A 16,134-nucleotide genomic window follows, 5' to 3' on the forward strand; every position below is an offset into this window, starting at 1 on the left:
CACCTGTACCGATATGCCCTGACAAGGCCCGCACCATAGGTGCGGGCCTTGTTTTTTATATGACGTTCAACTGCTTGCACCTGGTTGCTCTGTGCCGGCGAGCTTGTTAGCCTTTGCGGCACTGATAGAGGAGATAATAATGAGCAAGGTACTTGATGAGCTGCTGGCACTGCTGGCGCTGGAGAAGATCGAGGAGGGCCTGTTTCGGGGCCAGAGCCAGGATCTCGGTCTGCGGGCCGTGTTTGGTGGACAGGTAATGGGGCAGGCCTTGTCAGCCGCCAAGCAGACGGTGGCCGCCGATCGCCAGGTGCACAGCTTCCACTCCTACTTCCTGCGTCCCGGTGATGCCAACAGACCCATCATCTACGACGTGGAGAATATCCGTGACGGCCAGACCGTCTCCACCCGCCGGGTCAAGGCGATCCAGAACGGCAAGCCCATCTTCTATCTCAATGCCTCCTTCCAGGTGGAGGCCGAGGGCTTCGAGCATCAGGCCCAGATGCCGGCAGGCATCACGCCCCCCGAGCAGCTCAAGAGCGAGCTGGAGCTGGTGCGCCCCTACGAGCACCAGATCCCGCCGGCCCTGCGCGACAAGATCATGTGCGAGAAGCCCATCGAGATCCGCCCGGTGACCCTGGTCGATCCGATCCGGCCGGATGTGCACGAGCCGCTGCGTTACACCTGGTTCAAGGCCAATGGCACAGTGCCGGACGATCAGCGGGTCCACAACTACCTGCTGGCCTATGCCTCCGACTTCCACTTCCTGTTCGCCGCCCTGCAGCCTCACGGCGTGTCGTACTGGGAGCCGGACATGCAGGTGGCGACCATAGATCACTCCATGTGGTTCCACCGCAACTTCCGGCTGGATGACTGGCTGCTCTACGTGGTGGACAGCCCGAGCGCCAGCGCCGGTCGGGGCCTGGTACGTGGCCAGTTCTTCACCCGCGATGGGGTGCTGGTGGCGAGCACCGCCCAGGAAGGGGTGATCCGCCGGCGCGGTTGACCTCAAATGTCAGCCATAAAAAAACGGGAGCCACTGGCTCCCGTTTTTTATGGCGTGTGCGATCAGGCCGCGTCGCGCTCGGGGGAACGCGTGGTTTCCCCGCCTTGGGCGAAGCGATCGGCCCAGAGCGCGATGACGCCGTCACCGGTGACGTTGCAGGCGGTGCCGAAGCTGTCCTGCGCCAGGTAGAGGGCGATCATCAGGGCGATGGAGGCCTCGCCGAAACCGAGCATGGAGGTGAGCAGCCCTAGCGCCGACATGACGCCGCCGCCCGGTGCACCCGGCGCCGCTATCATGATGACGCCCAGCATCATGATGAAGGGCATCATGGTGTCCAGCCCCGGGATGGCCAGGTGTTCGGAGAGGAACATCACGGCGGTGGCACAGGTCACCAGCGTGATGGTGGAGCCGCACAGGTGGATGGTGGCGCACAGCGGCACGGTGAAGTTGGCGATGCCGTCGCTCACGCCGTTGTTCTTGCTGGCCTGCAGCGCCACCGGGATGGTGGCGGCGCTGGACATGGTGCCGAGCGCGGTGAAGTAGGCGGGCAGCATGTTCTTGATGAGCATGGCGGGTGAGCGACCGAGCGCCAGCCCGGTGCCGACGAACAGCACGCTGAGCCAGAGCCAGTGCATGGCGATGGCCATCACCAGTACCACCCCGAAGGTCTTGAGGGTGGCGAAGACGGTGCCTTCCACCGTCATCTCGACGAACACCCCGGCGATGTAGAACGGCAGCAGCGGGATGATCACCTTCGCCAGCAGGCGGTCTATGATGTCACGGCCCTGATCGGCGACCCGGCGCAGATCCGTGGCCTGGGTGGCGCTGATGCCGATGCCGAACACGAAGGCGGCGGCCAGGGCCGACATCACCCCGAACAGCGGCGGTATCTCCAGATTGATGTAGGAGCCGAGCTTGATGGCGGCTTGCGCCGTGGGCTCGGCGGCGGTGGTCAGCCGCGGGATCAGCTGGCTGGCCACGGTGAAGGCGAACAGGCCGGCCAGTATGGTGGAGCAGTAGGAGAGCGCCACCGTCTTGCCCAGCAGCTTGCCGGAGTTTTTCGGCAGGCTGGCGATGCCGCTCATGATGAAGAACAGGATGATGAGCGGGATGGTGAAGGTGATCAGCTGGCCGATGACCGTCTTGGCCGTAAACAGCACGCGTGCGACCCATTCAGGGGCGTAGAGACCGAGCAGGAGACCGGCGAGGATGCCGGCAATCAGTTTAAGGACAAGTTTCATAGAAAAATCCAGGTGTTGGTGTCTGTCTTGTTATTTAATCTTGATTTTGATGCCGATTTTTAACACAAATTCCGCATCTTGTCTGCCGACACCTGGTTAACTCAGAGTTAAATATTGTTATTCGGATGATGAATCACGGGCGTTTTTCGCCAGAAATCGACGGCGGCGATATTGATTAATTGTGGGGGCGAGATCGGGGCTGCGGAGCAGCAGGGCATGCAGCCAGCGGCCGTGCACCGGATCTTCGCTGCACCAGCTCTGATGCAGGTCAAACGGCAGGGGGGCGATCAGCCGTTGCAGGCGGGCCTCATCGAGCCGGGTCTGCAGCGGGTATTCGTCCGGTGACGGTGGTACGCCGTTGCCGGGCTTGCCCTCGTCATAAGGGAAGGAGCAGTAGAGCGGTGCCCGGGGTTTGAGCAGGCCGGCGAGATGTGCCAGGGCGGGGGCCAGCTCGGCCTCGGCCAGGCAGGGCAGCGAGCCACTGGCCCAGATGCCGTCGAAGGGCACCACGTTGTGCATCTGCTCGAAACGGGCAACCCGCACCGGCTGGCCGCACCGGCGCGAGGCGGCCCTGGCCTGGCTCAGGCTGGCATCGAAGGCGGTGAGCACGAACCCCAGTTCCCGAAAATAGTGCAGATCCTCTCCCGCACCGCAGCCGGCCTCCAGCAGATGCGCCCCCGCCTTCAATCGGGCAAGGAAGGGGGCATGGGCCTGGCCGATGAGGGCGGGGCGCGGCGCCGAGTGGGCTGAGCGTTGGGTGTCGGGGGAGGAGCGCTGTGAATGTGGCATGGGAGTCATCTCGAGTCGGGGCGGCTATTTTAGCAAATTTGCCCCCTGCAGTTCAGGTCCGCGCTCAGAAAATGCGGTCACACCCAGCCTGGGGCCGGGTGTGACGGGGGAGAGACTGGCGGCCTGTCAGGGGCGGCGCAGGAGGGAGGGCTGTGGCTGGGCGAGCAGGCCGAACAGGGTGTCGAGCACGAAGTCGGCCTCCTGGATCAGGTCGATGCGCTCCGGGAAGTGCAGCCAGTTGATGATGTAGCCATCCAGGGTGCAGTGCAGCAGGGTGGCGGCGCGGCGCAGATCTATCCCCTCCGGCAGTTGGCCGCGGCGCACGGCATTGGCCAGGGTGAGCTCCAGATCCCGGAAGAAGTTATTCGATTGCAGACGCATGTGATCCCGCAGGGAGATGGCCTCTCCTTCCAGTGACTCCAGGTTGAACATGATGGTGAACATCTGCTGGTGGGCGGGATGGGAGCTGATCTTCACCATCACCTCCCGCAAGAAGGCGCGCAGCTTGCCGAGGGGATCCGGCTCCTGCTCATCGACACAGGCGTCGAGCTGATGGGAGAGCGGCGCGCACAGCTCTTCCCACAGGGAGGTAAACAGCTCCTCCTTGTTCTTGAAATGCCAGTAGATGGCCCCCCGGGTCAGCTCGGCGGCATTGGCAATATCGGTCAGGTTGGTCTTCGCCAACCCCTGTTGGCAGAACAGATTCAGGGCCGTGCTCATGATGTGGCAGCGGGTCTGCTGCGCTTCTTCTTTAGTTCTTCTGGCCATCGGATCCGTACCTGTTTAAAAGGGGGAAAAGTTACTTACATACATTTATGAATGTATGTATATTGCCTCATCTTCGCAGTTTTACCAACAGGGGCCCTATAAACCCTGTGGTTTTGTTGTTTTTTTTGATTGAAACAGAGGCTCAGAGACTTCATGCATAAACATATTCTCGCACGTTCAGTCGGCCTTGCCTTGTTGGCAAGCGGCCTGTTGGCTGGCTGTGGTGAAAAAGGCGAGGCCCAGCAGGCGGGTGAGATGCCGCCCGCCGCCGTGGACGTGGTCACCCTGCACACCAGCCCGCTGCAACTCATGTCCGAACTCACCGGCCGCACGGCCCCCCTGCGGGTCGCCGAAGTGCGCCCCCAGGTGAACGGCATCATCCTCAAGCGCCTGTTCACCGAAGGCAGCGACGTCAAGGCCGGCCAGCTGTTGTATCAGATCGATCCGGCCGTCTATCAGGCCGCCGTGGCCTCGGCCGCGGCCAATCTGGCCAAGGCCGAGGCCAACGAGCGCAGCGCCCGCCTCAAGGCCCAGCGTTATGCCGAGCTGGTGAAGGTCAAGGCCATCAGCCGTCAGGAATATGACGACGCCGATGCGGCCTGGAAGCAGCAAGTCGCCGAGATCGGGGCCGCCAAGGCCGCCCTGCAGAGCGCCAACATCAACCTGGCCTACACCCGCATCACCGCCCCCATCAGCGGTCGCATCGGCAAGTCTGCGGTGACCGAGGGTGCCCTGGTCACCGCCCAGCAGGCGGCCAGCCTCACCTCCATCCAGCAGCTCGATCCCATGTATGTGGATGTGCGCCAGTCCACCGCCGATCTGCTGCGCCTCAAGCGCCAGGTCGCCGCCGGCAAGCTGACTCAGGGTCAGCAGGATGGCGCCAAGGTCAGCTTCCTGCTGGAAGATGGCAGCCACTACGGCGAGCAGGGCTCGTTGCAGTTCTCCGACGTGACCGTGGACGAGACCACCGGCATGGTGACCCTGCGGGTCCTGGTCCCGAATCCCCATGATCTGCTGCTGCCCGGCATGTTCATGCGCGCCATCCTGCAAGAGGGCGAACGCCCCGAAGGACTGCTGGTGCCGCAGACCGCCGTGACCCGCACCCCCAAAGGCGGCGCCACCGTCATGGTGGTGACCGCGGACAACAAGGTCGAACTGCGGGAAGTGCAGCTCAGCCGCGTCGTCGGCGACAGCTGGGTGGTGGAGTCCGGTCTCAACTCCGGTGAGAAGGTGATCGTGGCCGGTCTGCAGAAAGTGAAACCCGGGGCCGTGGTTGCGCCCGCTGAACGCGTCAGCAACACCGCCACCACACAGACCGAGCAGACCCCGGTAACCAAGCAGTAGGATGGAGTAGTCGCCTCATGGCACGATTTTTTATAGATAGACCCATTTTTGCCTGGGTAATCGCCCTGGTGATCATGCTGGCCGGGACCATGGCCATCATCGGCTTGCCGGTGGCCCAGTACCCGACCATAGCCCCGCCGGCGGTTGGCATCTCCGCCAGCTACCCGGGCGCCTCCGCCAAGACGGTGGAAGACTCGGTGACCCAGATCATCGAACAGAACATGACGGGGCTGGATCACCTGCTCTACATGTCTGCCCAGTCGGATTCGTCCGGTAATGTCAGCGTGACCCTCACCTTCAAGCCGGGCACCGATCCGGATATCGCCCAGGTGCAGGTGCAGAACAAGCTGCAGCAGGCCATGTCGCTGCTGCCGCAAGAGGTACAGCAACAGGGTGTCCGGGTCCAGAAGACCTCCAGCAGCTTCCTGATGGTGGCCGCCTTCATCTCCACCGATGGCAGCATGACCAACGATGACCTCGCCGACTACGTGGTGAGCAACATCAAGGAGCCCCTGAGCCGGCTGGACGGGGTGGGTGACATCACCCTGTTCGGCAGCCAGTACTCCATGCGCGTCTGGCTGGATCCACACAAGCTCAACCGGGTACAGATGACCCCAGGGGACATCCAGGCCGCCATCAAGGCCCAGAACGCCCAGGTGGCCTTCGGCAAGTTGGGCGGCACCCCCTCGGTGAACGATCAGCAATTTACCGCCACCATCATGGGGCAGACCCGTCTGTCTACCCCGGAGGAGTTCAACAACATACTGCTGCGGGTGAACCAGGATGGCTCCAAGGTGCTGCTCAAGGACGTGGCCCGGGTCGAGCTTGCCGGTGAAAGCTACGATGCTACCGCGCTCTACAACGGTCAGGCCACGGCGGCGCTGGCGATCAAGCTGGCCACCGGGGCCAACGCCCTCGACACCGCGGACGAGGTGCGCGGCAAGCTCGATGAGCTCGCGAACTACTTCCCGGCCAACATGAAGATCGTCTACCCCTACGACACCACGCCGTTCGTGAAGATCTCCATCGAGGAGGTGGTGCAGACCCTGGTGGAGGCCATCTTCCTGGTGTTCTGCGTCATGTATCTGTTCCTGCAGAACTTCCGGGCGACCCTGATCCCGACCATAGCGGTGCCCGTGGTGCTGCTCGGTACCTTCGGGGTCATGGCGGCCTTCGGCTTCTCCATCAACACCCTGACCATGTTCGGTCTGGTGCTCGCCATCGGCCTGCTGGTGGATGACGCCATCGTGGTGGTGGAGAACGTGGAGCGGCTGATGAGCGAGGAGGGCCACTCCCCGCTGGAGGCGACCCGCAAGTCCATGACCCAGATCACCGGTGCCCTGGTGGGCATCGCCCTGGTGTTGTCGGCGGTGTTCGTGCCCATGGCCTTCTTCGGCGGCTCGACCGGCGCCATCTATCGCCAGTTCTCCCTCACCATCGTCTCGGCCATGGTGCTGTCGGTGCTGGTGGCCCTGATCCTGACCCCGGCGCTCTGTGCCACCCTGCTCAAGCCCATCAAACAGGGCGAGCACGGCATCCAGCGTGGCTTCTTCGGCTGGTTCAACCGCTTCTTCGACACCAACGCCAACCGTTACCAGAACGGCGTGCGCAAGGTGATCAAGCAGGGTACCCGCTACAGCCTCATCTATCTGGCCATGCTGGCGGTGCTGGCGGTGCTGTTCCTGCGCCTGCCCACCTCCTTCCTGCCGGAAGAGGATCAGGGGGTCATCATGTCCATGGTGCAGCTGCCGGTCGGCGCCACCAAGGAGCGTACCGAGGTGGTGCTGGCGCAGATGCGCGACTACTTCCTCGAGACCGAGAAGGATAACGTCGACTCGGTGCTGACGGTGGCGGGCTTCAGCTTCGCCGGTAGCGGCCAGAACAGCGGCATGGCCTTCATCAAGTTGAAGGACTGGAGCGAGCGGCAAGGGGAAGAGCGCAGCGCCAACGCCATCATAGGCCGCGCCATGGGTTATCTGTTCAGCATCAAGGAGGCGCAGGTCTTCGCCTTCAACCTGCCTCCCATTCCTGAGCTCGGCACGGCCACCGGCTTCGACTTCTTCTTGCAGGACCGCGGTGGTCTGGGTCACGAGAAGCTGATGCAGGCCCGTAACCAGCTGCTCGGCATGGCGGCGCAGGATCCCAACCTGGTGCGGGTGCGCCCGAACGGGATGGAAGACACGCCCCAGCTCGACATCAAGATCGATTACGAGAAGGCGCTGGCCCAGGGGCTCTCCATCAGCGACATCAACAACACCCTGTCGGCGGCCTGGGGCTCCTCCTATGTGAACGACTTCGTCGATCGCGGCCGGGTCAAGAAGGTCTACCTGCAGGCGGATGCGCCATTTAGGATGAACCCGGAGGATCTCAAGCTGTGGTACGTGCGCAACAGCACCGGCCAGATGGTGCCCTTCTCCGCCTTCGCCAGCACCGAGTGGAGCTTCGGCTCGCCGCGTCTCGAGCGTTACAACGGCGTCTCCGCCATGGAGATCGTCGGTGAGGCGGCGCCGGGCAAGAGTACCGGTGATGCCATGGCGGCCATCGAGCAGATGGTGCAACAGCTGCCGGACGGGATCGGCATCGAGTGGACCGGTCTCTCCTTCCAGGAGCGGCAGGCCGGCTCTCAGGCGCCTGCCTTGTACGCCATCTCGCTGCTGGTGGTCTTCCTCTGTCTGGCGGCCCTGTACGAGAGCTGGAGCATTCCGTTCTCGGTCATGCTGGTGGTGCCGCTCGGGGTACTGGGCGCCATACTGGCGGCCACCCTGCGCGGCTTGGAGAATGACGTCTACTTCCAGGTGGGCCTGCTCACCACCATAGGGCTGTCGGCCAAGAACGCGATCCTGATCGTCGAATTTGCCAAGGAGCTCCATGACAAGGGCATGAAGCTGGGCGATGCGGTGGTGGAAGCCTCCCGTCAGCGCCTGCGCCCGATCCTGATGACCTCGCTCGCCTTCATCCTCGGCGTGCTGCCGCTGGTGGTAAGCTCCGGCGCCGGCGCCAGCAGCCGCAACGCCATCGGCACCGGCGTGATGGGGGGGATGATCACGGCCACAGTGCTCGCCATCTTCTTCGTGCCGCTGTTCTTCGTGCTGGTGATGCGTTACTTCACCGAGCACCACAGCGCCGAAGAGCGCGTGACCCACGCCAAGGAGATCAAACATGACTAAGACCCTGGTCGCCTTGAGTGTGACAATGTTGCTGGGGGCCTGCTCCATGGCCCCCGATTATCAACGCCCGGAGGTGCCGCAAGGCGCCTCCTGGCAAGAGAACCTCGCCACCCAGGGGGCGGTCGCCCCCTGGCAGCAGCAGTTCCTCGATCCGGCGCTGCAAAAGCTTATCGACACGGCTTTGGAGAACAACCGGGATCTGCGGCTCGCGGCGCTCAACGTCGAGGCCTATGAGGCCAGATACCGGATCCAGCGGGCGGCCCAGCTGCCCACCCTGGCCGCCAACGGTGCCGGCACCCGCCAGCAGGGATCCGACGATCTCAGCGGCACGGGGCAGGGGACCATCAGCAGCCAGTACGGGGCTGACATCGGCATCACCGCCTACGAGCTGGACCTGTTTGGCCGGATCCAGAGCCTGAAAGATCAGGCGCTGGAGAATTACCTGGCGCAAATCGAGACCCAGCGCAGCACCCAGATCGCGCTGATCGCCTCGGTGGCGAATGCCTACCTCACCCTGTTGGCGGATCAGGAACTGCTGGCGCTGAGCCAGGCGACGCTCGCGACCGAGCAGGAGAGCTACGCGCTGACCCAGCACAAGTACCGGCTGGGGGCGGCCTCCGAGATGGAGCTGGCGCAGGGGCGCACCGCCCTCGAGAACGCCAGGGTCAGCCAGGCGCAATTCCAGCGTCAGGTGAAACAGGACAGAAACGGTCTGGCCCTGCTGCTCGGCACACAGGTGCCGGTGCTGGAGGGACAACCGGCGACCCTGGCCGAGGTGCAACTGGCGGCCATCCCGGTGGGGGCGCCCTCCAGCTTGCTGCAGCAGCGGCCCGACATCCTGGCGGCGGAGCACAGCCTGAAGGCGGCCAATGCCAACATAGGCGCGGCCCGTGCCGCCTTCTTCCCGACCATCTCGCTGACCGCGACGGCGGGCACCGCCAGCAACCAGCTGAGCGGGCTGTTTGACGGCGGCACCGGCACCTGGACCTTCATGCCCCAGATCAATCTGCCTATCTTCGACGGTGGCAAGCGGGTGGCGGATCTGGATGTGGCCGAGGTCGGCACCAAGCAGGCGGTGGCGAGCTACGAGAAGAGCATCCAGACCGCCTTCAAGGAGGTCGCGGATACCCTCGGCGCCCAGGCGGACTATCAGCAGCAGCTGCAGGCCCAGCAGGATCTGGTGGATGCCAACCAGACCTACTTCAAGCTGGCCGAGTTCCGCTACGAGCAAGGGGTGGACAGCTACCTGACCCGCCTCGACGCCCAGCGCTCCCTGTTCAGCGCCAGACAGGGGCTGATCAGCACCCGCCTGGCCCAGCTGACCAACCAGGTCGCGCTCTACAAGGCGGTCGGTGGCGGCTGGCAGCCACCCAAGGAAGCATCGGCCTCCGCAAGCCAGGGCTAGCCTCTCATCCTTGCGCTGACAGCGTGACAGCCACAGGGCGAACCATCCGGTTCGCCCTGTTTTTATGTGTGAGCCAGTGGCGGCAGCGTGTTGGGCCGGATACCGACTATCCGCGGATGCCCTGCTGGCCCCCGCTGGCGGAGACGGCCGGTGGCGCGGGGAGGGGGTGGGCCAGGGTCTCGGCCTGGTGCAGCATGCGGCTGATCAGGTCGACCAGGATCTCCACATCCAGCTTGTCCAGCCACTCCCGGCTCCAGAGCAGGGCATCCTGTTCACCACTGCGGCTGAGCTGTAACACCGGCCAGTCGGCCATGGCCGCGAGGGAGACAACGGGTATCTTGCCCAGAGGAATAAACAGGGTGACCAGCTCATCCTGTTGCCGGATATGCAGGCTGAAAGGGCCCACCGGCAGATCCAGCCCATCTTTATGCAGGCCCTCTTGTGGCAGTGCCAGATGACGGCAGAGCGCGGATAACATGGCATTGAACATCATCAAGACTCCCTGGCCGCAGTATCAAACACCGACTCTGTGGGGGGCCACAGGTTGGCGATGGGGGGCCTGTCTGCGGTACCGATGAGGCGAGCTCCTATGGTGGCCGCCCAGGGGTCAACAACCCTTGCGTCGGGGCCCCAGCTCTGAGGCTTGCCGAGATCGCTCCCTTCGGCGCGGCCTACCACCACGAAGCAGTGGGTCTGGGAATGACCGTGGGCACCACGGTGTGCCAACACTTCGATCCGCTGTTCACTGTTGTGACGCAGCAGCTCTGTCGCGGCCGAGTAGGCCAGGGTCGAACAGCAACCCGCCTTGGCTTCATCTACCGCCCTGGCAATGTTCTCCATGGTGCGCAAGGAGAGCGGCTGCTTGTTCCGGGTGATCTGGATGGCCGCCATGTTGGCGCTGTTATTGGCCCGCTGGTTGGCGGCAAGGCGTTGGGGATCCTGACCAAATGAGCTCAGTTTACCGATGATCTTCTGGTAGTCGGGGTTGCTGGGCTGCACGAAGGTCTGGGCGTCGGTACAGGCGTAGCTTCCCAGTTTTTCCAGACCCGCCATGCTCTGCTGGAGCAGGGCATGAGTGCCCCCTGCCATGACTTTCGGCGCCTGCTGCTGCGGTCTGGCGATGGCGCCCTGTTCGGCCAGCACCTGCTTGAGCTCATTCAGGCGGGTGCCACGGGCGGCCACCTCTTTGGGATGGTGCTGCTCCCAGTGCTGGATGGCATCCTGTACGCGTTGGGCCTTGCCAGCATCCGGTGCAGTTTGCAGCTGACGCAGGGCACTGATGACGCTTTTAAGATCAGCGCTCTGGAAGTGACCTATGCCACGCTGTACCGATTGTTCGAACAGCTTGTTGCCTTGCGTCAACAAGGGGTTGGTTGAGACGCTATGGGCCTGTGACTGGGGATGGAGCTGAGATCCACTGATTGCCGATAAGGCCATGATCTGTTCTCTAAATGGCGGACGATAGGGGGATGATAACGGGCCAGGGCGGCGCGCTATATCAAGGTTAGGCCGGAGATTTGTCAGTTTGTTAGGGGCGAAGGCTAGTCATGCCAGCCGCAGTGGCGGGAGGCTCAGCGAATTAGCTCGCCGGGTATTGGACCTGTCTGCTGAACCCAGGCATCACCCAACGGGTGGTCATCTTTGTATCAGGGGGGCGATCTCCTTGCACGGGTTGGCGTCGCTGGTTTTCGCCCTAAGCCGCCAAACGATGGCGTGGCTGGACTCGTGCCATTGGCATCGCGAATTTTACGATGAACAGGCCGTTACCAGGAGGTGTGTTGCCCTTCGGCCTGACGCCACTGCTCCAGCCAGCGCAAAACCTCGGCGGTGGCTTCAATCTGCTCGGCCGGAATGTAGTTGTGGATCAGGGCATCCCGATACAGGGCGCGAGCCAGAGGGATCCGCTGCAACACTGGGATACCCTCTTCCTCGGCGATCTTGCGGACCTGCAGCGCCTGGGCATCGGTAAATTTCAGGGTGATCAGGGGCAGAGGAGTCTCTCCCCGCTCATAGCGAATGCCGATGGCGATGTGGGTCGGGTTGGCGACGATGACCGAAGAGCGTTTCACATCGGCGCGCATGTTGCTCGATTGCAGCTCCTGATGGAACTGACGGCGCTTGCTCTTGATCTCCGGGCTCCCCTCCATCTCCTTGTATTCGCGTTTCACCTCGTCCTTGCTCATCTTGAGCTGCTTGATGTGCTGGAAGTGTTCGAAGGCATAGTCGGCGATGGCGATCACCACAAATCCCATGGCACAGACTGCCATCAGCTGGCCCAGCATGGCGCCAAGCACCGGGGTGATGCAGGCCATGCCGCAGCCGGGCAGTTGCAGCAGGGCTTGCAAGTTGCCCTGGATCGTGACCCATACCAGCAGGCTGAGCAGGCTCACCTTGATCAAGGACTTGAGGAACTCCACCAGACTCTTGATGGAGAAGATCTTCTTGGCCCCCTCTACCGGATTGATCTTCTTGATATCCGGCTTGATCGATTCGCCACTCAGCAGAAACCCGTACTGGGCGACATGAGAGATAATCGTCACCAGCACCGAGACCGCCAGGATCGGAATGCAGAGATAGGCCAGCTCCTGCATCAGATTCTCCACCACGTGGTTGAGTGCCTGGGCAAAGGGGCGGTCGAGGTGGGCTTCGGGGATCATCATCAGCTTGCCAAGATGCTCCAGATAGTAATCGGACATCGCCATCAGCATGCCGATCAGGCTCAGGATGATGGCGGTGGAGACCACCTCCTTGCTCTTGGCGACTTGCCCCTTCTTGCGGGCATCCCGTAGTTTTTTGGCAGTGGGTTGTTCGCTCTTTTCACCGCTCATGGCGCCTCCAGGATAGGGCCAAGCAGGCTCAGCGGGTTCATCACCGCCAGCACCTGCTCATAGGCATGATCCATCATCAGCTTGATGTAGATCACCAACAGCAAGCTGGCGACGGCACTCTTGATCGGCATCGCCAGCACAAAGACGTTGAGGGAGGGGGCAAAGCGGCTGATGAGGGCCAGTCCGAACTCGGCCAGAAACATGGCGATCATCAGGGGGGCTGCCAGCAGGGCACAGAGCAGCAGCATCTGACTGAACTGACTGTAGAAAAAGCTGACCCATTGCGGTCCCACCGTTGGCAAGAAATGCGCCACCGGCCAGCTGGTGTAGCTCTGGAACAGCGCGGTCAGCAGGGCGAGGAAGGCGCCGCCGGCAAAAAACAGGGTGATCAGGGTCTGGGTCAGCAGCAGCCCGGTTGGACTGGTCTGACTGCCTAGGCTCGGGTTGAGCAGGGAGGCCATGGCGGCGCCCCGCTGGTTATCGATCAGGAAACCGCTCGCTTCGACGGCCCAGAAGGGGATGGCGGCCACAAAGCCAATCAGCAGCCCCAGTAGCACCTCTTTGGCAACCAGCAACATCAGCTCCATCCCGCCTATGGTCATGGGCAGGGTGCCGGCGACCATGGGGTAGGCGTAGAGCGCCAGTGAACAGACCACACCGTTACGGATCATGCTGCCCCCCAGCATCTGCTTGCTGAGGACCGGCAGCATCACGAAGCAGCTGATAAAGCGCGGCAACAGCAGGGTATAGGCCAGCATCTGGGCCTGAAGCGTCTCCAGCGTCATCGGATCTGCGGCACCTTGAACAGCACCATGTCGGCGAAGCTGTAGAGCTCATTGCCCAGCCAGGCGGTGGTGGCAAACAGGGTGATCACCACGGCGATCAGCTTGGCGACGAAGCCCAGGGTCTGCTCCTGGATTTGGGTCAACGCCTGCAATAAGGATACGAGCGTGCCCACCAGGGCGGCGACCAGCACCGGCGGCATCGAGAGGATCAGCACCAGCCAGAGGGTCTGGCTGGTGAAATGCAGGATATCGGCGTGACTCATGTCAGCCTCCGTAGCTGATGACCAGCCCATGGGTGAGACGGGCCCAGCCATCGAGCAGCACGAACAGCAATAACTTGAATGGCAGCGAGATGGTCATGGGGGAAACCATCATCATCCCCATCGCCAGCAGTATGTTGGAGATGATGAGATCGATGGCGATAAAGGGCAGATAGATGAGAAAGCCGATTTCGAAGGCGCGGCTGAGCTCGCTCACGGTGAAGGCGGGCAACAGGATCAGCAGGCTGTCCGGCTCCAGCCGGTCGGCATACTCGCTTGGCCACAGCTGTTTGGTGCTGTCGATGAAGAAGGCGTGCTCCCGCGGCTTGATCTGCTTTTTCAGGAAGGCGCGGTAGGGGGCCATGCCCTCGTCGAGGAACTTCTCCACGGATTCTGACTTGGCGAGCGATACCTCGTTCTGGCGCAGGTAATCCTGAGTCGCAAAGCCGACCGGGGCCATCACATAGATGCTGAGGATGATAGCCAGCCCGTACATCGCCATGTTGGGGGGGATCTGCTGCACCCCAAGGGCGTTGCGCAGCAGGGAGAAGACCACCGCCATCTTGACGAAGGAGGTAGCCATCACGGCGATAAAGGGCAGCAGGGCCAGCAAGGCCAGCCCCACGATGAGATTGAGCTCATCCGGTAGCTGGATCATGCCTGGGGTCCCCTGTTCAGGGTCTCGACACGGACTCCCAGCCTGCCCTGAATATCCACCAGTCGGCCGATACCAAGCTGTTGACCGTTGCTGACGATGCGCACCTCGCCATCGAGAGGGGTCGCCAGATCGAGGAGGGAACCCGGCTGCAGGCTGGTGAGGCTGTGCCAATCCAGGGTCTGGCGGCCCACTTCGAAGCTCACTTGGATGGGCAGGCTCTCCAGCTCGGTCGGGCTGAGGGGTTCATCGGGGGCAGAGGTGTACATGTCGGTCAGTTCCAGATGTTGTTGGTGGGGTTGGCAATAGGCGAAGGGGCGTCCCTCCAGGCAGGCCAGCAGCCGTTGACTCGGCGCGCGCTGTGGCGGGGGCAGCAGTACATCGCCACCGGCAAGGGCGGCGAGCTCCGTCATGGTCAGGCGCATCTCCCCCCAGTGCAGGGAGAGCGTCAGCGGCAGGGGTAGCCTCTGCTGCTGCGGGCGTGGTGGCAGTCTGGCCAGCAGTGACTCGGGCTGATGCAGCCAGAGCGAGAGACAGGTCTCCTCCCGCAGCAGCAGGATCTGCAAGGCGGGGGAGCCGGAGCCGCTCACCTCGTGGACGAGAGCCGAGCAGCTGAGGCCGGGCAGGGGCTGCCCGAGGCGCTCGATCAATGCCAGTTGCAGGGTGGCAGGCAGGCTGAACAGCGCCGCCTGTTGCAGATCCGGTGCCAGCCAGCGCGCCAGTTCGGCGCCCTGGCACTTAAGGGGCAGGCTCAGTCCCTGCCACTGCAGTTGCAGAGTGGTATCCAGACTCGCGGGTGGGAGGCCGATGCCGAGGGTGAGCTCGCCGCCCGTCCAGGTAAAATGGTGCCGGTGCTGGCTTAGCCACTGTTGCAGAGCAAGTTCCGCCAGTGGCGCTGTGGGTAGGGTCATTGGCATCATGCGTCGGCATCCCACTCTTCATAGATGGATCTCTGCTGGCGAGAGCCCTGCTCACTGTCTCCCTGAGAGAACAGGTCGAGCCTGACCAGTTCACCCGGATAGAGGCGCTGCAGGCGGTCAAACAGTTCGCTACGCCCCTGATTGAGCAGTAGCTGGCCCTGGCTGCTGGCCTGGATCTCGATCTGCAACTCGCCACCGTGGTGCGCGATGCGGATAGCGAGATCCCCCAGTGCCGGCAGGTTGAGGCGCAGCAGGGGGGGACGATCCGGGCGCCCGAGTTCGAGATGGATATCCACCGCCAGTCGCTCAAGCAGTCGTCCCAGTTCTGGATTGCTCTGCGCAGGCGAGACGCGAGCCAGCAGCAGATCGCCAGGGGTCCTGGCTGGTGGGGGAAGCTGCTGCCCGACGGCTACGAGTTCCTCGCGGCTTTGCGTTGTCTCTTCCGACTCGGCTGCGAGCAGGGAGGTTGTCTCGCCGCTATCGGTGCGCGGGGTATCGCCCTGTGGCTGCGCTATTTTGCCGGTCGTTATCGTCGTGTCCGGTACCGATGGGTTGCTGTCCACTTGTGAATCCTGGGGTACTAGAGTGCCAGTGCCAGTGCCAGTGCCAGTGCCAGTGCCAGTGCCAGTGCCAGTGCCAGTGCCAGTGCCAGTGCCAGTGCCAGTACCAGTACCAGTACCAGTACCAGTACCAGTACCAGTACCAGCGTCTGAGTCGGGATGGTGAGAGACATCCTTGACCGGTGGCACAGGTAATGGTTGCATCAGCTCTTGAGTGGTCTGGAGCGATGATCCAGAGACGAAAAGCTCGGAGCTTGTCGGCTCTTCACCTGGGACTGGCCGTTCTCTTCTGTTTTTCTCTTGCACGAGGTCAGGGGCATTCAATTCCGATTGGGCGGCGCTCAATGAACCAAACGCTTCCTCTTGGCGAGACGGCGACTCCTGCATCGGCTGTCGGGATGTTGGCGGC

Annotated in this window: 16 protein-coding genes; 4 read left to right on the forward strand and 12 right to left on the reverse strand. The window is 62.8% G+C overall.

What is annotated here, in order from left to right; translation table 11 throughout:
• Positions 1–139: 139 nt before the first annotated feature.
• Positions 140–1,003, forward strand: coding sequence for an acyl-CoA thioesterase II (gene tesB, locus AACW18_RS16010; RefSeq protein WP_042654992.1), 864 nt, complete (start codon positions 140–142; stop codon positions 1,001–1,003).
• Positions 1,004–1,065: 62 nt separating this feature from the next.
• Here the strand turns inward: tesB and AACW18_RS16015 are convergent, their stop codons facing one another.
• The 3 genes from AACW18_RS16015 to AACW18_RS16025 all read right to left on the reverse strand — a co-directional run bounded on the left by AACW18_RS16015 (position 1,066) and on the right by AACW18_RS16025 (position 3,801).
• Positions 1,066–2,244 (reverse strand): dicarboxylate/amino acid:cation symporter, encoded by a 1,179-nt coding sequence (locus AACW18_RS16015; protein ID WP_218389202.1) that lies wholly within the window; start codon positions 2,242–2,244, stop codon positions 1,066–1,068.
• A gap of 117 nt (positions 2,245–2,361) precedes the next feature.
• Positions 2,362–3,033 carry a class I SAM-dependent methyltransferase gene (locus tag AACW18_RS16020; protein WP_218389203.1) on the reverse strand — a complete coding sequence of 224 codons (672 nt, stop codon included), beginning with the start codon at positions 3,031–3,033 and terminating at the stop codon, positions 2,362–2,364.
• Positions 3,034–3,159: 126 nt separating this feature from the next.
• Positions 3,160–3,801: a TetR family transcriptional regulator gene (locus tag AACW18_RS16025; RefSeq protein WP_042654990.1), complete on the reverse strand. Its 642-nt coding sequence runs from the start codon at positions 3,799–3,801 to the stop codon at positions 3,160–3,162.
• 153 nt (positions 3,802–3,954) lie between these two features.
• Between AACW18_RS16025 and AACW18_RS16030 the strand changes: the two genes are divergently transcribed.
• The 3 genes from AACW18_RS16030 to AACW18_RS16040 are packed head-to-tail and all read left to right on the forward strand — an operon-like array spanning position 3,955 to position 9,717.
• On the forward strand, positions 3,955–5,145 hold the full coding sequence (locus AACW18_RS16030) for an efflux RND transporter periplasmic adaptor subunit (protein WP_218290786.1): 1,191 nt from the start codon (positions 3,955–3,957) through the stop codon (positions 5,143–5,145).
• A 17-nt stretch (positions 5,146–5,162) separates the two neighbouring features.
• Positions 5,163–8,312 carry an efflux RND transporter permease subunit gene (locus tag AACW18_RS16035; protein WP_218389204.1) on the forward strand — a complete coding sequence of 1,050 codons (3,150 nt, stop codon included), beginning with the start codon at positions 5,163–5,165 and terminating at the stop codon, positions 8,310–8,312.
• On the forward strand, positions 8,305–9,717 hold the full coding sequence (locus tag AACW18_RS16040; protein WP_218389205.1) for an efflux transporter outer membrane subunit: 1,413 nt from the start codon (positions 8,305–8,307) through the stop codon (positions 9,715–9,717). Before AACW18_RS16035 ends, AACW18_RS16040 begins: the two co-directional genes overlap by 8 nt.
• A gap of 106 nt (positions 9,718–9,823) precedes the next feature.
• On the opposite strand, the gene AACW18_RS16045 is transcribed toward AACW18_RS16040, so the two are convergent.
• From AACW18_RS16045 to AACW18_RS16085, 9 genes are all read right to left on the reverse strand, one after another.
• Positions 9,824–10,210, reverse strand: a complete 387-nt coding sequence (locus AACW18_RS16045; protein WP_256351916.1) for a hypothetical protein — start codon at positions 10,208–10,210, stop codon at positions 9,824–9,826.
• Positions 10,210–11,154 (reverse strand): hypothetical protein, encoded by a 945-nt coding sequence (locus AACW18_RS16050; RefSeq protein WP_256351917.1) that lies wholly within the window; start codon positions 11,152–11,154, stop codon positions 10,210–10,212. The genes AACW18_RS16045 and AACW18_RS16050 overlap by 1 nt, the downstream gene beginning before the upstream one ends.
• Before the next feature lie 326 nt (positions 11,155–11,480).
• On the reverse strand, positions 11,481–12,545 hold the full coding sequence (sctU, locus tag AACW18_RS16055; protein ID WP_218389206.1) for a type III secretion system export apparatus subunit SctU: 1,065 nt from the start codon (positions 12,543–12,545) through the stop codon (positions 11,481–11,483).
• Positions 12,542–13,330: a type III secretion system export apparatus subunit SctT gene (sctT, locus tag AACW18_RS16060; protein WP_042654983.1), complete on the reverse strand. Its 789-nt coding sequence runs from the start codon at positions 13,328–13,330 to the stop codon at positions 12,542–12,544. The genes sctU and sctT overlap by 4 nt, the downstream gene beginning before the upstream one ends.
• Positions 13,327–13,593 (reverse strand): SctS family type III secretion system export apparatus subunit AscS, encoded by a 267-nt coding sequence (gene ascS / locus AACW18_RS16065; protein ID WP_042654982.1) that lies wholly within the window; start codon positions 13,591–13,593, stop codon positions 13,327–13,329. Before ascS ends, sctT begins: the two co-directional genes overlap by 4 nt.
• A gap of 1 nt (position 13,594) precedes the next feature.
• Positions 13,595–14,248 carry a SctR family type III secretion system export apparatus subunit AscR gene (gene ascR / locus AACW18_RS16070; protein WP_042654981.1) on the reverse strand — a complete coding sequence of 218 codons (654 nt, stop codon included), beginning with the start codon at positions 14,246–14,248 and terminating at the stop codon, positions 13,595–13,597.
• Complete coding sequence (gene sctQ / locus AACW18_RS16075; RefSeq protein ID WP_218389207.1) at positions 14,245–15,165, reverse strand: type III secretion system cytoplasmic ring protein SctQ; 921 nt, start codon at positions 15,163–15,165, stop codon at positions 14,245–14,247. The genes ascR and sctQ overlap by 4 nt, the downstream gene beginning before the upstream one ends.
• Positions 15,162–15,728 carry a type III secretion system needle length determinant gene (locus AACW18_RS16080; protein ID WP_339381561.1) on the reverse strand — a complete coding sequence of 189 codons (567 nt, stop codon included), beginning with the start codon at positions 15,726–15,728 and terminating at the stop codon, positions 15,162–15,164. Before AACW18_RS16080 ends, sctQ begins: the two co-directional genes overlap by 4 nt.
• 17 nt (positions 15,729–15,745) lie before the next feature.
• Positions 15,746–15,898, reverse strand: coding sequence for a hypothetical protein (locus tag AACW18_RS16085; RefSeq protein WP_256351919.1), 153 nt, complete (start codon positions 15,896–15,898; stop codon positions 15,746–15,748).
• Between the last annotated feature and the right edge of the window lie 236 nt (positions 15,899–16,134).

This window comes from Aeromonas sp. sia0103, from assembly GCF_963895295.1.
Taxonomy (GTDB): domain Bacteria; phylum Pseudomonadota; class Gammaproteobacteria; order Enterobacterales; family Aeromonadaceae; genus Aeromonas; species Aeromonas encheleia.